The sequence below is a fragment of the Psychrobacter sp. 1Y1 genome (assembly GCF_051847395.2).
GTDB lineage: Bacteria > Pseudomonadota > Gammaproteobacteria > Pseudomonadales > Moraxellaceae > Psychrobacter.
In genome coordinates, this window is the sequence record NZ_JBPYDF020000001.1 from 1,316,458 (window position 1) to 1,333,967 (window position 17,510).

General features: G+C 43.1%; 15 protein-coding genes. 8 read left to right on the forward strand and 7 right to left on the reverse strand.

The genetic code is table 11. The annotated features are described in order from the left end of the window. Positions 1-204: 204 nt before the first annotated feature. The 5 genes from ACS8FA_RS19570 (at position 205) to dcd (ending at position 4,773) form a co-directional block, all read left to right on the forward strand. Positions 205-918, forward strand: a complete 714-nt coding sequence (locus ACS8FA_RS19570; protein WP_439265809.1) for a CoA transferase subunit A — start codon at positions 205-207, stop codon at positions 916-918. 141 nt (positions 919-1,059) lie between these two features. Continuing rightward, positions 1,060-1,689, forward strand: coding sequence for a 3-oxoacid CoA-transferase subunit B (locus ACS8FA_RS19575; RefSeq protein ID WP_057759289.1), 630 nt, complete (start codon positions 1,060-1,062; stop codon positions 1,687-1,689). Between the two features lie 141 nt (positions 1,690-1,830). Beyond that, on the forward strand, positions 1,831-2,631 hold the full coding sequence (locus ACS8FA_RS19580; protein ID WP_238053161.1) for a 3-hydroxybutyrate dehydrogenase: 801 nt from the start codon (positions 1,831-1,833) through the stop codon (positions 2,629-2,631). A gap of 196 nt (positions 2,632-2,827) precedes the next feature. Further along, complete coding sequence (apbC, locus tag ACS8FA_RS19585; protein WP_439265811.1) at positions 2,828-4,063, forward strand: iron-sulfur cluster carrier protein ApbC; 1,236 nt, start codon at positions 2,828-2,830, stop codon at positions 4,061-4,063. 134 nt (positions 4,064-4,197) lie between these two features. Further along, on the forward strand, positions 4,198-4,773 hold the full coding sequence (gene dcd, locus ACS8FA_RS19590; protein WP_186474772.1) for a dCTP deaminase: 576 nt from the start codon (positions 4,198-4,200) through the stop codon (positions 4,771-4,773). 104 nt (positions 4,774-4,877) lie between these two features. On the opposite strand, the gene ACS8FA_RS19595 is transcribed toward dcd, so the two are convergent. The 6 genes from ACS8FA_RS19595 to ACS8FA_RS19620 all read right to left on the reverse strand — a co-directional run bounded on the left by ACS8FA_RS19595 (position 4,878) and on the right by ACS8FA_RS19620 (position 11,245). Then, on the reverse strand, positions 4,878-5,312 hold the full coding sequence (locus ACS8FA_RS19595) for a ClpXP protease specificity-enhancing factor (RefSeq protein ID WP_439265813.1): 435 nt from the start codon (positions 5,310-5,312) through the stop codon (positions 4,878-4,880). A 132-nt stretch (positions 5,313-5,444) separates the two neighbouring features. Further along, positions 5,445-6,059: a glutathione S-transferase N-terminal domain-containing protein gene (locus tag ACS8FA_RS19600; RefSeq protein WP_160020910.1), complete on the reverse strand. Its 615-nt coding sequence runs from the start codon at positions 6,057-6,059 to the stop codon at positions 5,445-5,447. A gap of 195 nt (positions 6,060-6,254) precedes the next feature. Further along, positions 6,255-6,968, reverse strand: coding sequence for a cytochrome c1 (locus tag ACS8FA_RS19605; protein WP_101205476.1), 714 nt, complete (start codon positions 6,966-6,968; stop codon positions 6,255-6,257). Further along, entirely contained in the window at positions 6,968-8,173 is a 1,206-nt protein-coding gene (locus ACS8FA_RS19610; protein WP_179798892.1) for a cytochrome b, read from the reverse strand. Before ACS8FA_RS19610 ends, ACS8FA_RS19605 begins: the two co-directional genes overlap by 1 nt. 22 nt (positions 8,174-8,195) lie before the next feature. Then, complete coding sequence (gene petA, locus ACS8FA_RS19615; RefSeq protein ID WP_057759305.1) at positions 8,196-8,780, reverse strand: ubiquinol-cytochrome c reductase iron-sulfur subunit; 585 nt, start codon at positions 8,778-8,780, stop codon at positions 8,196-8,198. 521 nt (positions 8,781-9,301) lie between these two features. After that, positions 9,302-11,245, reverse strand: coding sequence for an ATP-binding cassette domain-containing protein (locus tag ACS8FA_RS19620; RefSeq protein WP_439265816.1), 1,944 nt, complete (start codon positions 11,243-11,245; stop codon positions 9,302-9,304). 231 nt (positions 11,246-11,476) lie between these two features. Here ACS8FA_RS19620 and ACS8FA_RS19625 point away from each other — a divergent pair, with 231 nt between their 5' ends. The 3 genes from ACS8FA_RS19625 (at position 11,477) to ACS8FA_RS19635 (ending at position 15,117) form a co-directional block, all read left to right on the forward strand. Beyond that, entirely contained in the window at positions 11,477-11,734 is a 258-nt protein-coding gene (locus ACS8FA_RS19625) for a SlyX family protein (RefSeq protein ID WP_160020912.1), read from the forward strand. Positions 11,735-11,953: 219 nt separating this feature from the next. Beyond that, positions 11,954-13,453 (forward strand): OmpP1/FadL family transporter, encoded by a 1,500-nt coding sequence (locus ACS8FA_RS19630; protein WP_404692405.1) that lies wholly within the window; start codon positions 11,954-11,956, stop codon positions 13,451-13,453. A gap of 308 nt (positions 13,454-13,761) precedes the next feature. After that, on the forward strand, positions 13,762-15,117 hold the full coding sequence (locus ACS8FA_RS19635; RefSeq protein ID WP_439265819.1) for an outer membrane protein transport protein: 1,356 nt from the start codon (positions 13,762-13,764) through the stop codon (positions 15,115-15,117). 575 nt (positions 15,118-15,692) lie between these two features. On the opposite strand, the gene putP is transcribed toward ACS8FA_RS19635, so the two are convergent. Next, positions 15,693-17,192 carry a sodium/proline symporter PutP gene (gene putP / locus ACS8FA_RS19640; RefSeq protein WP_160020915.1) on the reverse strand — a complete coding sequence of 500 codons (1,500 nt, stop codon included), beginning with the start codon at positions 17,190-17,192 and terminating at the stop codon, positions 15,693-15,695. Positions 17,193-17,510 lie beyond the last annotated feature (318 nt).

Here is a 17,510-nt window from a genome sequence, read left to right on the forward strand (position 1 = left end):
ATACATATACACTCGGTTGCCTTGTACTATTTTTAAATTGAATCGACTGTACAAGGTTATAACGCTCAAAAGAAAAACAAGCATAATGAGTTTTTGCTGTTGAGTTTTATTAAAAGCAACAATCAAACGGATAATTGAGACACTTAATTCAGCATTAGTTTATGCACGGATTAAAAATATAAATAACAGTCATAGGAGACAAGCATGAGTCAGTCAAAAGTATATAACAGTGCCGAAGAAGCGCTAAAAGGCGTGGTCAGTGATGGGCAAACGCTCGCGATCGGTGGCTTTGGTCTATGCGGTATTCCAGAAGCATTAATCGAAGCGCTGCGCGATAGCAAAGTCAAAGAGCTCACCTGTATCAGTAATAACGCTGGTGTCGATGACTTCGGGCTGGGTCTACTGCTACAAACGCGTCAAATCAAAAAAATGATTTCATCTTATGTGGGCGAAAACAAAGAGTTTGAGCGTCAGTACTTGGCAGGCGAGTTAGAAGTTGAGTTGACGCCACAAGGGACCTTGGCTGAAAAACTGCGCTCGGGCGGTGCTGGTATCCCTGCGTTTTATACTGCAACAGGCGTAGGTACATTAGTCGCTGAAGGCAAAGAAACGCGTGATTTTGATGGTCGTACTTATGTGTTGGAACATTCGTTACGTGCTGATGTCGCCTTGATCAAAGCGCAAAAGGCTGACAAAGCGGGCAACCTAATCTTTAATAAAACCGCTCGTAATTTCAACCCAGACTGTGCGATGGCCGGTAAAATCACGATCGTTGAAGTCGAAGAGATTGTAGAGACGGGTACATTTGATCCAGATGAAATGCATTTACCGGGTATCTTCGTTCAACGTATTGTGCTGAATGCTAGCCCTGAGAAACGTATCGAAAAGACCACGACTAAAGCTGTAGAAGGCGCGTAAATAAAAACGTGGTCGACGCTTAATCGTATGTGACATTAATAGTTAATTTTAGATGGATAATAGTTTAGACAGTCAATTGATTCGATAACTGGCTGTCTAAACGAATAAAAATAGAATATCGCAAAAAATAAGGAAATCAGCATGGCATGGACAAGAGAGCAAATGGCGCAACGCGCTGCAAAAGAGCTACAAGATGGCTACTATGTGAACCTAGGCATCGGTCTCCCAACGTTGGTCGCCAACTATATTCCTGAAGGCGTAGACGTATGGCTACAATCAGAGAATGGCTTGCTAGGTATTGGTGAGTTCCCTACGGCAGAAAACGTAGATGCAGACTTGATTAATGCGGGCAAGCAAACCGTGACTGCAGAAGCAGGGGCCAGTTATTTTAGTAGCTCAGAGTCTTTCTCAATGATTCGTGGTGGTCATGTCAACTTGGCCATATTGGGCGCAATGGAAGTCTCAGAAAAAGGCGATCTTGCCAACTGGATGATTCCCAAAAAGATGGTTAAAGGCATGGGCGGCGCGATGGATTTGGTCGCAGGCGTGCAGCGTGTGATTGTATTGATGGAGCAAGTTAATAAACACGGTGATCCAAAAATCTTGGCAAACTGTGAGCTACCATTGACGGGTAAAGGCGTGGTTGATCGTATCATTACTGAGCTTGCTGTATTAGACGTTACTGATGAAGGCCTAAAACTGGTTGAATTAGCAGATGGTGTGAGCTTTGACGAACTACAAGAAAAAACACCAGTAAGTATTATTCAGTAAACTCTGTACAGTAAAGTGACTGTCGTAAGACTAATATGTTTTATCCCGCAAACAAATACGCCACTATGACTATAGTGGCGTATTTGTTCAGTTCAATTTTATAAAAACTAATAATATTTTAGACCATGATAAGGAATATGTATGGCGACCCAATTAGAACAAGATTTGACAGGCAAAGTAGCATTGGTCACTGGCTCTGCAAGTGGTATCGGACGTGACATCGCTGAGACTTATGCAAAAGCAGGCGCAGCAGTTGGTATCGCTGATATCAATCTCGAAGCGGCACAAAAAACCGTTGATGCTATTGAAGCTGCTGGTGGACGTGCTCTAGCAATTGCCATGGATGTTACCTCAGAAGATGCGGTAAACGATGGTGTACAGCAGCTAGTCGATACTTTTGGCAGTATTGATATTTTGGTTTCTAATGCTGGCATTCAGATCATCGACCCTATCGATAAAATGGCGTTTAGCGATTGGAAAAAAATGCTTAATATCCACTTAGATGGCGCTTTTTTGACCACTAAAGCCGCGATTAAGCACATGTATAAAGGCGATAAGGGCGGCACAGTCATTTATATGGGCTCTGCTCATTCGCATGAGGCCTCATTATATAAAGCCCCGTACGTGACCGCGAAGCATGGACTACTAGGACTGTGCCGTGTACTGGCCAAAGAAGGTGCCGCGCATAAAGTACGCTCGCATGTGATTTGCCCAGGGTTTGTCAAAACGCCATTGGTAGAAAAACAAATCCCAGAGCAAGCAGCTGAAAAAGGCATCAGTGAAGAGTCAGTGATCAACGATATCATGCTGGTCAATACCGTAGATAAAGAGTTTACGACAGTAGAAGACATTGCCCAATTGGCGCTATTTTTAGCGGCTTTCCCAACCAATGTATTCACTGGACAATCTATCGTGGCCAGCCATGGTTGGTTTATGAATTAATATATATGCCATTTGCATATACCACAGCGTCAGACCTACTGGCGTTGTGGTTTTTTTATGCGTCCAATTCAGCTACACTGTCACGATAGAAGGTTTGGCTAATATACTCATTAACGTTATCGGTTGTAATATGCGCAACGAGACGACTTGAGCGATTTGTCAGATCTACCCACTTGTATAGGCCATAATAGTAGCTATGTTTAACTTTATGAAGAAAAAAACCACAAAAACCGAAACGCCTCAGCAGCAGGCAGAGCGTGATAGTGCCGTCGACAAAGTCCTACTTGGATATGAGATAGGTGCCGTCAGTATTGCCACGATGGTCACAGGACTTGAGCGTGATGGTGAAGCACTTACGTTAGACCTGCGTTTGCCAAAAGATAGCAATCCTGAAGTTATCCAGCAGGAGCTTGGGCAGTTGCTACACCCGCATGGTATTACCACGATTCATATGAACGTGCGTCTGCCTGCGCCAGAAAAGGGTTCAGGTTCAAGCTTACCAAAGCAAATGCCAAAGACGACCAATGCGATGGATAGTCAGAGCAAGCCTGCCACTAATCCTGATAGTCATAGCTCTGACAATAGCAATAACGCCGAGCCACCGATTACTAAAGCGGCACCGACACAAGCATCGCTAGCAGCGCATCCGCGTATTCGCCATATTATCGTAGTGGCATCGGGTAAGGGCGGTGTTGGTAAATCGACAACGACGGTCAATATCGCCTTAGCACTACAGAAGCTTGGCAACCGCGTTGGTGTGCTAGATGCCGATATCTATGGTCCTAGTATGCCAACGATGCTAGGCGTTGCTGATGTGAAACCGCAACTAGAAAACGAGCAGTTCGTGCCAGTTGATGCGCATGGTATGGCAATGCTCTCTATCGGTAGTTTGCTTGATGGAGATAATACCCCGGTCGCATGGCGTGGACCGAAGGCAACGGGTGCATTGATGCAGCTATATAATCAAACCAATTGGCCGCAGCTGGACTATCTAGTGATTGATATGCCACCAGGTACGGGTGATATACAGCTGACATTAGCGCAGCGTATTCCAGTCACGGGTGCTGTCATTGTCACGACACCGCAGCATGTTGCCTTGCTCGATGCGCAAAAAGGCGTTGAGATGTTTAACAAGACCAATATTCCTGTGCTTGGCGTGGTTGAAAACATGGCGCTACATACTTGTAGCAACTGCAACCACACCGAAGCAATCTTTGGTACGGGTGGCGGTGAGTTTATCGCTGAGAAATATCAGGTACCACTATTGGGTCAGCTACCACTTGCCAGTGGCATTCGTGCACAAGTGGATAAAGGTGTGCCAAGCGTCTTAGCTGATGATGAGTTTGCGACCTATTATTTGAGCATTGCCAAAAATGTCGAAACCAATATCAATAAATTCGCAAAGCCTGTCGATGATAAGCGGATTTTCTAGTGTCTAATGATTGAATAGGGTGCTGGTTGTTTAGCTAGTCTAAAACCAATGTAGGATAAAACAGCCGCCCCTCTATAAATCTAGCCATCAATTCCGTATAATCATCGCTATTAAAAATTTGCTAAGGAATAACAATGTCTATTAAGTCTGACCGCTGGATTCGTAAAATGGCCGAAGAGCACGGCATGATCGAGCCATACGAGCCAGGTCAAGTGCGCTTCAATGATGCAGGCGAGCGTTTGGTGAGCTACGGTACCTCAAGCTACGGTTACGATGTACGCTGTGCGCCTGAATTCAAAGTCTTTACCAACGTCCATTCAGTCGTTGTTGATCCTAAAAACTTCGATGATAAAAGCTTTATCGATATCGTCGGTGATGAGTGTATCATTCCGCCAAACTCGTTTGCCTTAGCACGTACCATGGAGTATTTCCGTATTCCACGCGACGTACTGACTATTTGCCTAGGCAAGTCGACTTACGCACGTTGCGGTATTATCGTCAATGTCACGCCGCTAGAGCCTGAGTGGGAAGGTCATGTGACACTTGAATTTAGTAACACTACCAATCTACCAGCTCGTATTTATGCAGGTGAAGGCGTGGCACAAATGCTGTTTTTCCAAAGCGATAGCGACGATGTCTGCGAGACCAGCTACAAGGATCGCGGCGGTAAATACCAAGGTCAGCGCGGCGTGACCTTGCCGAGAACCTAGTTAAAGATAAAGTCTCAAGCCTTTGAGCAGCCAATAAAAAAGCCAGTTATATCAAATATGACTGGCTTTTTATTATGTGAAAAATAATCAGTTTGAATGGCTGATTACTTCAGCACTTTTAAGCCCGCTTTGTTATCGCGTTTAGGTCTAGTCGCAGCTTTTGGTTTATTTGCTACCGCGCTAGCCTCTTCTTCAGGCTCATAGTTATCGTACTCGTTAGGATCAAAGAACATCCCTTGCGAGTTTTCTTTAGCATAGATGCCAAGTACCGCTTGCAAGGGTACCCAAATTTCTTGTGAGACGCCGCCGAAGCGCGCGCTGAAATGTATGTACTCATTTTCCATGCTCATATTACCAGTAGCACGACTAGCAATATTAAGTACAATACGACCGTCTTGCACATGCTCTGTCGGTATCTGTACGTTATCGGCATTAGCATCGACCATCAAGTATGGCGTCAGAGCGTTGTCTTCTATCCATTGATATAGTGCGCGTACCATATAAGGACGGGTAGGTGTAATAGAGGTGGTTTCGCTCATCTAATGATTTCCTATACTAATAATTTTTAATAATGAAAAATATTTCGTTCAGCAATTTATCAAATGACAGATGCTAATTAATGTCTATCTTATTTATACTTTATTTTAGGACAGCTTTTGATACTTGTCTAATCAACGCACACTTTTTTGGAAGCTACTGCGCTCAAACACTCTCGTCTGGTATTCAAACAATGGACGGCTAATGGCACGTGGCAGCTCAATACCCATCTCGTCTAATCGCCATAATAGTGGTGCTAATAACACGTCACACCAGCCAAACTCATCAGCCATAAAATAAGGCTTATGAGCAAACAGCGGTGACAGAGTAATTAATGAATCACTGAGCTGTTTTTTGGCAACGGCAGCTTGTGCTTTATTAAAGCTATCTGGATGTGTCAGCAAGCGCTTGCCAAGTACTAACCAATCACGCTGAATGCGCCAAGCCAATTGGCGAAACTGTGCACGTTCTTGCGGTGTCTCAGGGAGCAATTTATTTGTGTGATAACGCTCTTCAAGATACTCAAAAATGACGTTAACCTCATAAAGCGCAATCTCACGCTGCTGTAATACAGGCAAGGTGTGATAAGGGTTTAGCTCAGTCAAATCTTCAGGGCGCTCAGAATGTAAGCGAGACAAATAGTAAGCGAGCTTTTTTTCTTCAAGTAATAGGCGTACCACATGACTGTCGTAGCCGTCATCAGCATACAAAATTAGCTGACTACTTGGAATGTCATTCGCATCAATCATGAAAGCCTAATGTTAATAGTGAAGGTTGTCATCGTAAACAAACTCGCAACGTTTATCAAGGTAGAGTACGTAAACATTAGCGCTGAGCGACTTATTTTCCGGATTATCTAGTATTTACACTCTATATCAAGGCACAAAAAGGCACTACCGAAGTAGTGCCTTTTTTATTTCTAAAAACTAACTGCTGACTATGACTTATTTGACATCTTTCCAGAATTCTTTATTCAATAAGTAAACTGGGATGAGCAGTACTAATAAGAATAGAATTACGAAGAAACCAATGACTTGACGGTCGTGACGAGCAGGTTCACCCATCCACGCCATAAAGTTAACCAAGTCACCAACTTCAGATTCAAACTCTTCTTGGCTCAACTCTTCTTGCATGTTATGCAATACGTGAGGCATCGCTGCATTGGCCAGTACTAAGTTATTCGCGCCCCAAGGACGGCTTGGATCTTCATAGAACGACAGTAGGTAAGTATATACCCAGTCGTCGCCACGCAGACGTGTCTCAAGTGATAGATCAGGAGGCGCTGCGCCAAACCAAGACGCTTGAATCTCAGGATCTATCTCAGCAGTAATGTGGTCACCGATTTGATCGGTAGTAACCATCAAATACTTTTCAACCAACTCAGGCGGTATCTCTAAATCTTTGGCAATGCGCGAATGACGAACGTACTTGGCTGAGTGACACCCAGCACAGTAGTTCATAAAGATCTTCGCGCCGTTTTGTAGTGAGCCCTTATTGGTAAAATCAATAGGAGCTGTACTACAAGCCAGGTGTTCATCAACGCCATCTGCATTGGTGAATGTACCGCAGCCACTGCCTGAAGCCATTGCCGTACCAGCAGTCAAGGTTAATGCCGCGCCTAAGCCTAGACCAGCTAGGGATTTAATTAGCGTGTTCATTAGTGACCTCCGGTAACGCGTTCTGGTGGCTGTTTACACTTCTCAATCGCAGTGTAGAAAGGCATCAGTAAGAAGAACAAGAAATATAGAATCGTGAATACACGAGCCATGATGGTTGCCGTTGGTGTAGCAGGCGTCGCACCCAAGTAGCCCAATACAACAAAGCTAATAGCAAAGACGGTCAGCGCAATCTTAGATAATATACCTTTGTAACGTATAGAGCGCACAGGAGACCTATCAAGCCATGGGATCAAGAACAGTACGGCAATCGCACCACCCATCGCAATCACGCCACCAAGCTTGTCAGGAACCGCACGTAAAATAGCGTAGAACGGCGTGTAGTACCATACTGGTGCAATATGTGCTGGTGTTTTCAGTGAGTTCGCTGTCTCAAAGTTTGGTGGTTCAAGGAAGAAACCGCCGCCTTCTGGGAAGAAGAATACCACTGCAAAGAAACAGATAAAGAACACTACGATACCAACCATGTCATGCACAGTGTAGTACGGATGGAATTCGATACCGTCTAATGGCACACCATTTTTATCTTTTAGCTTCTTAATATCGATGCCATCAGGGTTGTTCGAGCCCACATGATGCAATGCTACAATATGCATGAATACTAAGCCTACCAGTACTAATGGAATAGCAACAACGTGTAGCGCAAAGAAACGGTTTAGAGTAATACCAGAGATGATATAGTCACCACGTACCCATTCAGCAAGGCCATCACCAATAACAGGTAGAGCTGCAGGTAAGTTCAAGATAACCTGAGCACCCCAGAATGACATGTTGCCCCAAGGTAGTAGGTAACCGAAGAAACCTTCTGCCATAAGTGCTAGGTAGATACCCATACCGATGAGCCAGATAAGCTCACGAGGTTTTTGGTATGAACCATATAGCAAGGCTCTAAACATATGCAGGTATACAACGACGAAAAACGCAGATGCGCCGGTTGAGTGCATATAGCGAATGAGCCAACCACCTTTTACGTCACGCATGATGTATTCAACAGACGCAAATGCCCCTTCGGCACTTGGGTTGTACATCATCGTAAGCCATATACCAGTCACCAATTGGTTGACCAGTACAATCATTGATAGCACGCCAAAGAAGTACCAAAAGTTAAAGTTCTTTGGTGCGTAGTACTTTGACATATGGTATTCATAGGTTTCGGTCGCTGGAAAACGCGCGTCCACCCAATGCATTAACTTTTTACCCATACTCATATTAAGCCTCCCCAACCGTCAAGATGGTACCATCCATACCATATTCTGGAACGGGTAAATTAAGTGGTGCAGGGACGCCGCTATATACGCGACCTGCTAAGTCATATTTTGACCCGTGACACGGACAGAAAAATCCGCCGTACCAATCATTACCACCTAAATCTACCGCGCCCACATCAGGACGGTAGTTTGGTGCACAGCCCAAATGTGTGCAAACGCCTTCGACAACCAATACGGTTGGATCTAAAGAGCGAGTAGGATTTTTGCAATATTCAGGTTGTAGAGACGCATCAGACTCAGGATCAGATAATAGAGGTTTGACTGACTCTAGTCCTGCAACCATGTCTTCGGTGCGCTTAACCACATAAATAGGTTTACCACGGTATTTGACGACGATCATTTGTCCATCTTCGATAGAACCAATATCTTGGGTCACTGCAGCCCCTGCAGCCTCAGCTTTAGCGCTTGGGTACCAAGAACGGACAAAAGGTGTCGCCACGGCAGCTACCCCAGCTGCACCAATCGCGGCAGTTGAGGCAATAAGAACTCTACGGCGTTGTACATTAACGCCTTCGGCTTGGCTCATTAATACTTCCTCCAGGTGAATGAAATGGGATTATCCCACACTGGGTTTGTGGCTTAGAAAATATACAATATCAAGCCACTTTAGCTGTGCCTAATTTTGCTAATTGTTGCTATTCTAAGCTATTTCGGTGATAAAATAAATTATTGCGTTAAAAATAAAGCAACCTCAATAGGACATATTAGAAGGTTGAATATGATAATCAAACCAAAACAGTTGGATTATCAACGTTTAACGCTAACTTTGCTTTAACAAGGATTATGATGTGATGACCTTATAAATAATAAGGATTTTCAGCAATAGCGAATGATACTTGAAATTAAGGTAATGTTCACTAACTTTCACCATCTAACTACTTTGTAAGTTGCTGTAAAACAAATATCACCACTCTATATAATAAAGTGGTGATGTCTTTATAATAATTAATAATGTTTTGTCAGACTATCAGAAACTTGTTTATCGAAATACGCAATACATAGTACATGTGCGATATTCCAATAAACTCAGCTAGAGAGTTGCCAATACTAGCCTTCAAGCTCACTCCAACGTTCAAGCTTGTGCATCATCTCATCTTCGATGGTTAAGAGACGCTCACTAGCAGCTGTCGCCGCATCAAAGTCAATATTGAACCAAGAGCCATCGGCCAGCTTTTCTTGCAGTTGAGCCTGTTCGGCTTCGAGTGCAGCGATTTCTTTTGGCAAGTTATCCAGTTCGCGTTGATCATTATAATTTAGCTTTTTGGCTGCCTTATTTGGTTTCGCTGCCGCGCCAGACTTATTTGTCGCTTTATTACTAGCCGCATTGTTGGCAGGTGCTTTGGCAGCACGGGATGCTTCTTCACGGTTCTTTTGTACGAGGTACTCTTGATAACCACCTACATACTCATTGACCACTCCTTTGCCGTCTTCATCTTCGCCAAACACCCACGTAGAGGTAACGACATTGTCCATGAATGAACGATCATGACTGATCAGCAAAATCGTACCACCAAAGCTGGCGACTGATTCTTCTAACAACTCAAGTGTTGCCATGTCCAAATCGTTGGTAGGCTCATCGAGTACCAAAATATTGGCAGGTTTCAATAACTGCTTGGCCAGTAGTACTCGGTTACGCTCACCACCAGACAGTGCTTTGACAGGTGTACGTGCACGCTCTGGGGCAAATAAAAAGTCTTGCAAGTAGCTCATGATGTGCGTCTTACGGCCACCAACTTCGACAAAGTCAGAGCCTTCCGAAACGTTTTGCGCAACGCTCGCCTCAAGATCCAATTGATCACGCAACTGATCGAAGAATGCGATTTTCAGGTTAGTACCTAATTCGACACTACCAGACTTGGTAACTTCATCATCAGACATATCGAGTAGGGCTTTAATAAGCGTAGTTTTACCAGCACCGTTAGGGCCGACAATACCAATCTTATCGCCACGCATAATAGTGGTCGTAAAATCATCTACCAAGACATTGCCATCATACTCAAGATGTAAGTTTTTAACTTTACAGACAAGCTTACCGCTTTTCTCGCCTTGGCCCATGGTGATGTTTACATTGCCCACTTGCTCACGGCGATCGCTGCGCTCTTCACGTAAGGCTTTTAGTTCACGTACACGGCCCTCATTACGGGTGCGACGTGCTTTGATACCTTGGCGAATCCAAACTTCTTCTTGTGCCAGTTTTTTATCAAAGTTGGCATTGTTCTTTTCTTCAGCTTGTAACTGTAGCTCTTTCAGCTCTTGATAGCGCGCGTAGCCACCTTCGCCTTGTGTCACGTCATAGCTGGTCAATTGGCCACGGTCAAGCTCAATAATGCGAGTCGATAGTTTATTGACGAATGCTCTATCATGAGTCACGAACAACAACGTCAGGCCTTGCCAATCCAGCAAAAAGCGCTCTAACCATTCGATACTTTCAACATCCAAATGGTTGGTTGGCTCATCTAGGAGTAGCACATCAGGCTTAGTGACTAGCGCACGAGCGAGTAACACGCGGCGTTTACGACCACCAGATAGGGATGATAAGTCGTCTTCTGGATTAAGGCCCATGGTCGTAATCAGACGCATGGCATCGCGTTCTAAGTCCCAGCCATGTACCGCATCGATATCATGTTGTAGGGTCGCCATGTGCTCACAGGCATCCATATCGCCATTCGCACACATATCGACTTGCTTATTATAGTTAATGAGCAAATCAGCCGTGCGACGACTACCGCCCATAACGATGTCTAATATGCGACCACTGGTCTCGGGAACGTCTTGCTCTAGCATCGCTACACGCATACTACTGTTGGTAATAATCTCGCCACTGTCAGGCTGCAATGAGCCATTGATCAGTTTAAACAAAGTAGATTTACCTTCGCCGTTACGGCCAATCAAGCACACACGCTCGCCTGTATTGATAGAAAAATCAATACCATCAAGAACAGGCGCGACGCCAAAGGCTAAGTGAATGTCTTTTAAATGAATCAGTGCCATAGAGTATCTTAAGCTTATATAATAGTGAGGTAGGGGTTGTTGCAAAATTGCCTGCAGTATAACATGCCACCGCGTCACTGTAGTGCGAGTAAATAGTTTTATCAGTACTATTTATTGCTTTTACTAACGGCTGCTATTCCATGACTATGTTTGTAGATTTATCACTAATCTACAGTACCTCTCAACAATTCATTCTTTCAATTTAATACTTACTATAATTTAGAGAAAAATATGAACCAACCTAAAACTACAGATAATACTTCTGATATTCAAAATGATTTGCAAGCACAAGTAATCGATTTGCAAATGAGCCTAGCGCACCTTGAAGTAACCGTCGAACGACTGGATAAGGTAATCACGCGACAAGACAGAGATATTCATACGCTGCAACGTCAATTACAGCTGATTTATAAGCAAATTGAAGGTCAGGATACAGAAAGTGGTATTGCACCATTTGATGTAATGGCAGACAGACCACCACACTATTAGTAAGTTAGAATTAGAAAGAAAAGCTTTCAATGACAAAAGATATATACGTATTTTTATATATAGATACTGTTTAATGACTATGTGGTCATAACATGGGAATAATGTGTTTTTGTAGTTGTTTTAGTGTTAAAAAATCTTTACTATCTTCCACCTCGGATACTGATTACCTATTAATACTGGGTAAAACAGTAAAACAATGCGGATGTTTGGAGATATAAAATGCGCCACACCTTTCATTTAAAAACTCTTGCAGTAGCTGTTGCTACTCTTTCTGTTGCTAGCGTCGCTAGTGCTGCTGGTCTTGATCGCTCAGGCCAAGATATCACCGCATTCCTACAAGACGGCACTTATGCAGAAGCTGTCTACACTTATATCGATGCTGACGTTACTGGTAAAGATACATCAGGTAATAAAATCGATGACATCGCAGAGTCTTATGACTTTTTCCGTTACGGTGTAAAAACAGATATCAACGATACATTCAGTGTTGGTATCTTATATGACGAGCCTTTCGGTGCAGCAGCCGATTACACTGGAAATAATAACTTTGTAGGCGCACCAACTGATGCTGTTAATAATATTATTGCATCGCGTCTAGGTGGATTAGGCGTTAATAATGTAGAAGAGTTGAAAGGTTTAGTTGAAGGTACTCAAAACCAGTTAACTGCTGCTGAAACTCGTTTAAATGCAGTTAGAGAGCAAGTAAGACAAGCCCAAGCAGCTGTTAATCAAAACCCAGCACTTGAGCCTGCACTGCGTCCACAGATTAATGCTGGTTTAGCAGGTATCGCCGCTGGCGAAACGCAGCTAGCAGAAGGTCAAGCACAGTTAAATCAACTTGAGCAATTAGAAGGCTTTGCGGATGGTCGCCTTGCGAATGATGAAGGCACAAATGTTGAAGTCCGTAGCGAAAGCATCACAGGTATCCTAGGTGCTAAGTTTGGTCAAAACAAAGAATTCCAAGTGTACGGTGGTCCTGTTGTTCAGCGTATCAAAGCTGATGTAAGTCTTCGTGGTAGTGCCTATAGTGCTGCTACAGGCTATACCGCTCATATTAGTCCTGATACCGACTATGGCTATATCGCTGGTATATCTTATAGTAAACCTGAAATTGCTCTAAAGGCGGCTTTGACCTATCGTTCTGAAATTGACCACAGCTCGAATATCGATGAGATATATCCAGTAGTAGCAGCTTTAGGTGGCGAGGCGAATCAAGGTAATACGCTGGATATCACTACCCCCAAATCAGTTAACTTCGATTTCCAAACTGGTATTAACCCTACAACCTTAGCGACTGCAAAAGTACGCTGGGTACCATGGAGTGATTTTGCAATCGTTCCACCACTTTATAATGAAGTAAGCAAGCAAGCAACTAATGATGATAAAGGTTTATCTTTAGTCAGCTATGACGATGACCAATGGCAAGTAGAGTTAGGTCTGGCTAAACGCTTAGCGCCAGCATTGGCAGTAAGTGGTACTGTCGGTTGGGATAGTGGTGCTGGTAACCCTGTAACTTCATTGGGTCCTATCGAAGGCTATTATAGTGCTGGCCTTGGCGCAAAATATAATGTTACCGAGAACTGGGCAATATCTGCTGGCGGTAAATACTTATGGTTCGGTGATGCCAAAGGTCAAATCCCAACTAAGACGATTGTTAGTGATTTCGAAAGTAACGATGGTTTTGTATTGGGTGTAAAAGTCTCTTACCAAGCTCAGTAAATCACAAATAAATTATGTGATGCTGTTTGTTATTAATATTAAAAGCGATCCTTTAAGGGTCGCTTTTTTATTATGTATTTTTAAAAATCACATTAAAGACAAAAAGTAAACCACAGCATTTTATTTATATCTTATATGTACTGTTCAGTCATATTTGAGAAATAAAGCACTTTAAATGTTGTTTTAGTGTCAAAAAGACATTAGTATTCAACTTAGGACGAAACTTTAGTAATACCAGTATTAAGCATAGCAATGCTACATAATGGTTATTAAAGTATTAATACAACAAGGACCGTTGGAGATACACAATGCGCACTACCTTTCATTTGAAAACCCTTGCAGTAGCTATTGCTACTCTCTCTGTTGCTAGCGTAACCAACGCTGCTGGTCTTGATCGTTCAGGTCAAGATGTCACTGCTTTTTTTCAAGATGGCACTTACGCTGAAGCGGTCTATACTTATATTGACGCTGATGTAAGCGGCTACGATAGTTCGAATGTCAACCCTGGCCAAAATGACTATGAGCGCGGCGACAAAACGGGTGATATTGCTGAATCTTATGACTTCTTCCGCTATGGCGTGAAGACTGATATCAACGACACGTTCAGTGTGGGTGTGCTATATGATGAGCCTTTTGGTGCTGCTGCTGAATATACTCAAAGCAATTTTGTGGCAAGCAATAATCCTCAAGCTTCAGGAGGCGAATTGGTAGGTGATGGTGTAGACCCACAGACTGCAGGTGCCATAGCACTAGCCGAAGCAAGTACTGCAGGTGAAAATACCAATGTAGAAGTTCGTAGCCAAAGCCTAACGGGTATCCTTGGTATGAAGTTCGGCGCGAATAAAAACTTCCAAATTTATGGTGGTCCAGTTGCTCAGCGTATCCAATCTGAAACCAAGCTGCGTGGCTTAGCTTATGGGCCTGCTAGTGGTTATACCTCAAACAGCAATCCTGATATGGATTACGGTTATATAGCAGGTATTGCCTATAGCAAGCCTGAAATTGCTCTAAAAGCAGCGTTGACTTATCGTTCTGAGATTGACCATGATATAGATATCTCTGAGAATTATCCTATAGCAGGTATTTTGGCTCAAGGAGCTGCTTTGCAGCAAGGAGCGACTCCAGCACAGGCAGCGGCTATAGGGGCTGCGGCTGCTAACCGGAACAGTAATTATGAGATTACAACCCCTAAATCAGTCAACTTTGATTTCCAAACAGGTATCAATCCGACTACTTTAGCAACGGCAAAAGTCCGTTGGGTACCATGGAGCGATTTTGCCATCACACCACCATTATATAATGACGTTAGTAAACGTAATTACGGCCCTGATGGTTTGGACTTGGTTGAATACGAAGATGACCAATGGCAAGTGGAACTCGGTCTTGCCAAGCGTGTCGCGCCTGCACTTGCTATAAGTGGTACGGTTGGTTGGGATAGTGGTGCCGGTGATCCAACGACATCCCTAGGCCCAGTCGAAGGCTACTATAGCGTCGGTCTAGGTGCTAAGTATAATGTGACTGAAAAGTGGGCAGTATCTGCTGGTGGTAAATACTTGTGGTTCGGTGATGCAAAAGGTCGTCTACCTAGTGGAAAGATCGTTGGTGATTTCCAAGATAATGATGGCTTTATTGCTGGTGTAAAGCTTTCTTATCAGGGTGAATAGCCTCTTTATATAACTGATGAATAATAAAAAAGCGACCTATCATAGGTCGCTTTTTTGTGGGTTTTCTATCTATATTTGACTGTAAGTTCTCAAATATAGATAGAACAGCAAATATAATCTTTATAGTATTAATTCATATAGCACGACTACATTTTATTTGCCTAGTTTAGCTTAGTGTCCATATACAGCAAATACCCTTGCATTTAAGAACCTATACGCACTCGTACCTTACCGAATGAGTTGTTAATAACGTAGCATACTTGAGGTACACAAGGAAAAGATCTAAATAGATAATCAAATGTGATATTAAGAAAAGAAGTATTGTTGATAAAGGCTTACTTCGTAGAAGTGAGCAGTAGTTGGATTGCCAGATAGGCTAGGATAAGCTGGCTTAGTATATCCATCACAGAGCTATTAGATACTACTATCGCTGTCCATACTCTAGTCTTACTTGCCATAAGTTCTCTTGGTTTGATACTGTAGTAGATTGCATATACTAAATCGTTACTCATAAAAAAACCTCGCCACTAGTGACGAGGTTTTTTATAGCAATAATCTTAAGACATTACGTAAACTTATTTGTTTAAGTTTAGCTCCATCTCTTTGTACTTTGCAGAAACTGAAGGTCTTGGGCCACCAGTCATGATACTAACGGCAAAGATAGCGATAGTACTTAAGATAAAGCCTGGAACGATAGCATATAACCAACTATTTAGTGCCATACCATCTACTTGGAAAGGACCATAAATCCATAGGATAACAGTCAATGCACCAACAACCATACCGGCAACAGCACCATTACGGTTCATACCACGCCATGTAAGGCTGAAGATAACCAATGGACCAAACGCTGCACCGAATCCTGCCCATGCATTAGAAACTAGGTTCAATACTGAGCTATCTGGGTTAGACGCTAGCATAATGGCAACAATAGCGACAATGATAACTGAGATACGACCAACCAATACCTGGCGAGCTTCTGGAGCATCTTTATCAAAGAATAGTTTGTATACATCTTTGGTTAAAGAGCTTGATACAACCAATAGCTGTGATGAGATAGTACTCATAATTGCTGCTAAAATAGCTGCCAATAGGAAGCCTGAAACCAATGGATGGAACAAGAACTGAGTGAATACTAAGAAGATAGTCTCAGGATCATCCAGCGTCATCGCAGTTTTTTGTACGTAGGCACGACCAGCAAAACCAGTCATTAGTGAACCAATAAGACTCACAACCATCCAGCTCATACCGATATTACGTGCAGTCGGTACATCTCTCACTGAACGAATCGCCATAAAACGTACGATAATATGCGGTTGGCCAAAGTAACCTAAGCCCCATGCCATGAGTGAGATAATACCGATGACACTCATACCGCTAGTAACGTCTAAAAGGGTTGGATCGATGTTTCTAACCGCTTCTGTCGTAGCTGAAATACCACCAAGATCCGTAAAGGCAACGACAGGTACGATTACCATGGCAAACAGCATGATGACGCCCTGTACGAAATCGGTCATAGATACTGCTAAGAAACCACCGAATAGCGTATAAGCCACAACCACACCAGCAGTAACCCATAGGCCAGTACTATACGATAGGTTAAGTGAGCTTTCGAAGAGTTTACCACCACCTACAAGACTTGCAGCGGTATAGACGGTAAAGAATAGAATGATGACCACTGCTGAGATGACGCGTAGCATGTGCGACTTGTCTTCAAAGCGGTTGGCGAAATAATCTGGTAGGGTGATAGCGTTGTCAGCCACTTCGGTATAAACACGAAGGCGAGGTGCTACGATGAGATAGTTTAATAATGCACCTAATGTCAAACCAAGCGCGATCCAAATACTGACCACACCATCGGCAAACATATAACCAGGTAAGCCAAGTAGTAACCAACCTGACATATCTGATGCACCTGCAGAAAGTGCGGTTACTGCTGGGCCTAAGTTACGACCCCCTAACATATAGCCTTCAGTATCATTGGCTTGCTTAAAATAAGCGTAAACACCAATCCCAATCATCACTAAGAAATAGGCGCCGAGTGATATCAGCACGCCACTAGAAACTCCGTTCATATAAATTGTCCTTAACCAACATGGTTGGCTGTAATTATTTTTTAACTATAAAAGTTCTGTCCTACAAGGCGATGTCCAAAACAATATTTAAAGACAAAAAAAGCCATTAATTGAGACATAATGGCTTTTTTCAGTATCTTCTGTAGTTTTATATGATTGATGTTGTTCTATGGCTAGCACTCATATAGAGATAGAGAACAACGGGAACATCGCATTCCACTTATCTATTGTTATTGCTCGCATCTGCTATTTATATATGAGTATTAGCAACCTACATCATCAATCTAAACCATTAAACCTACTGTTAACCATCATATC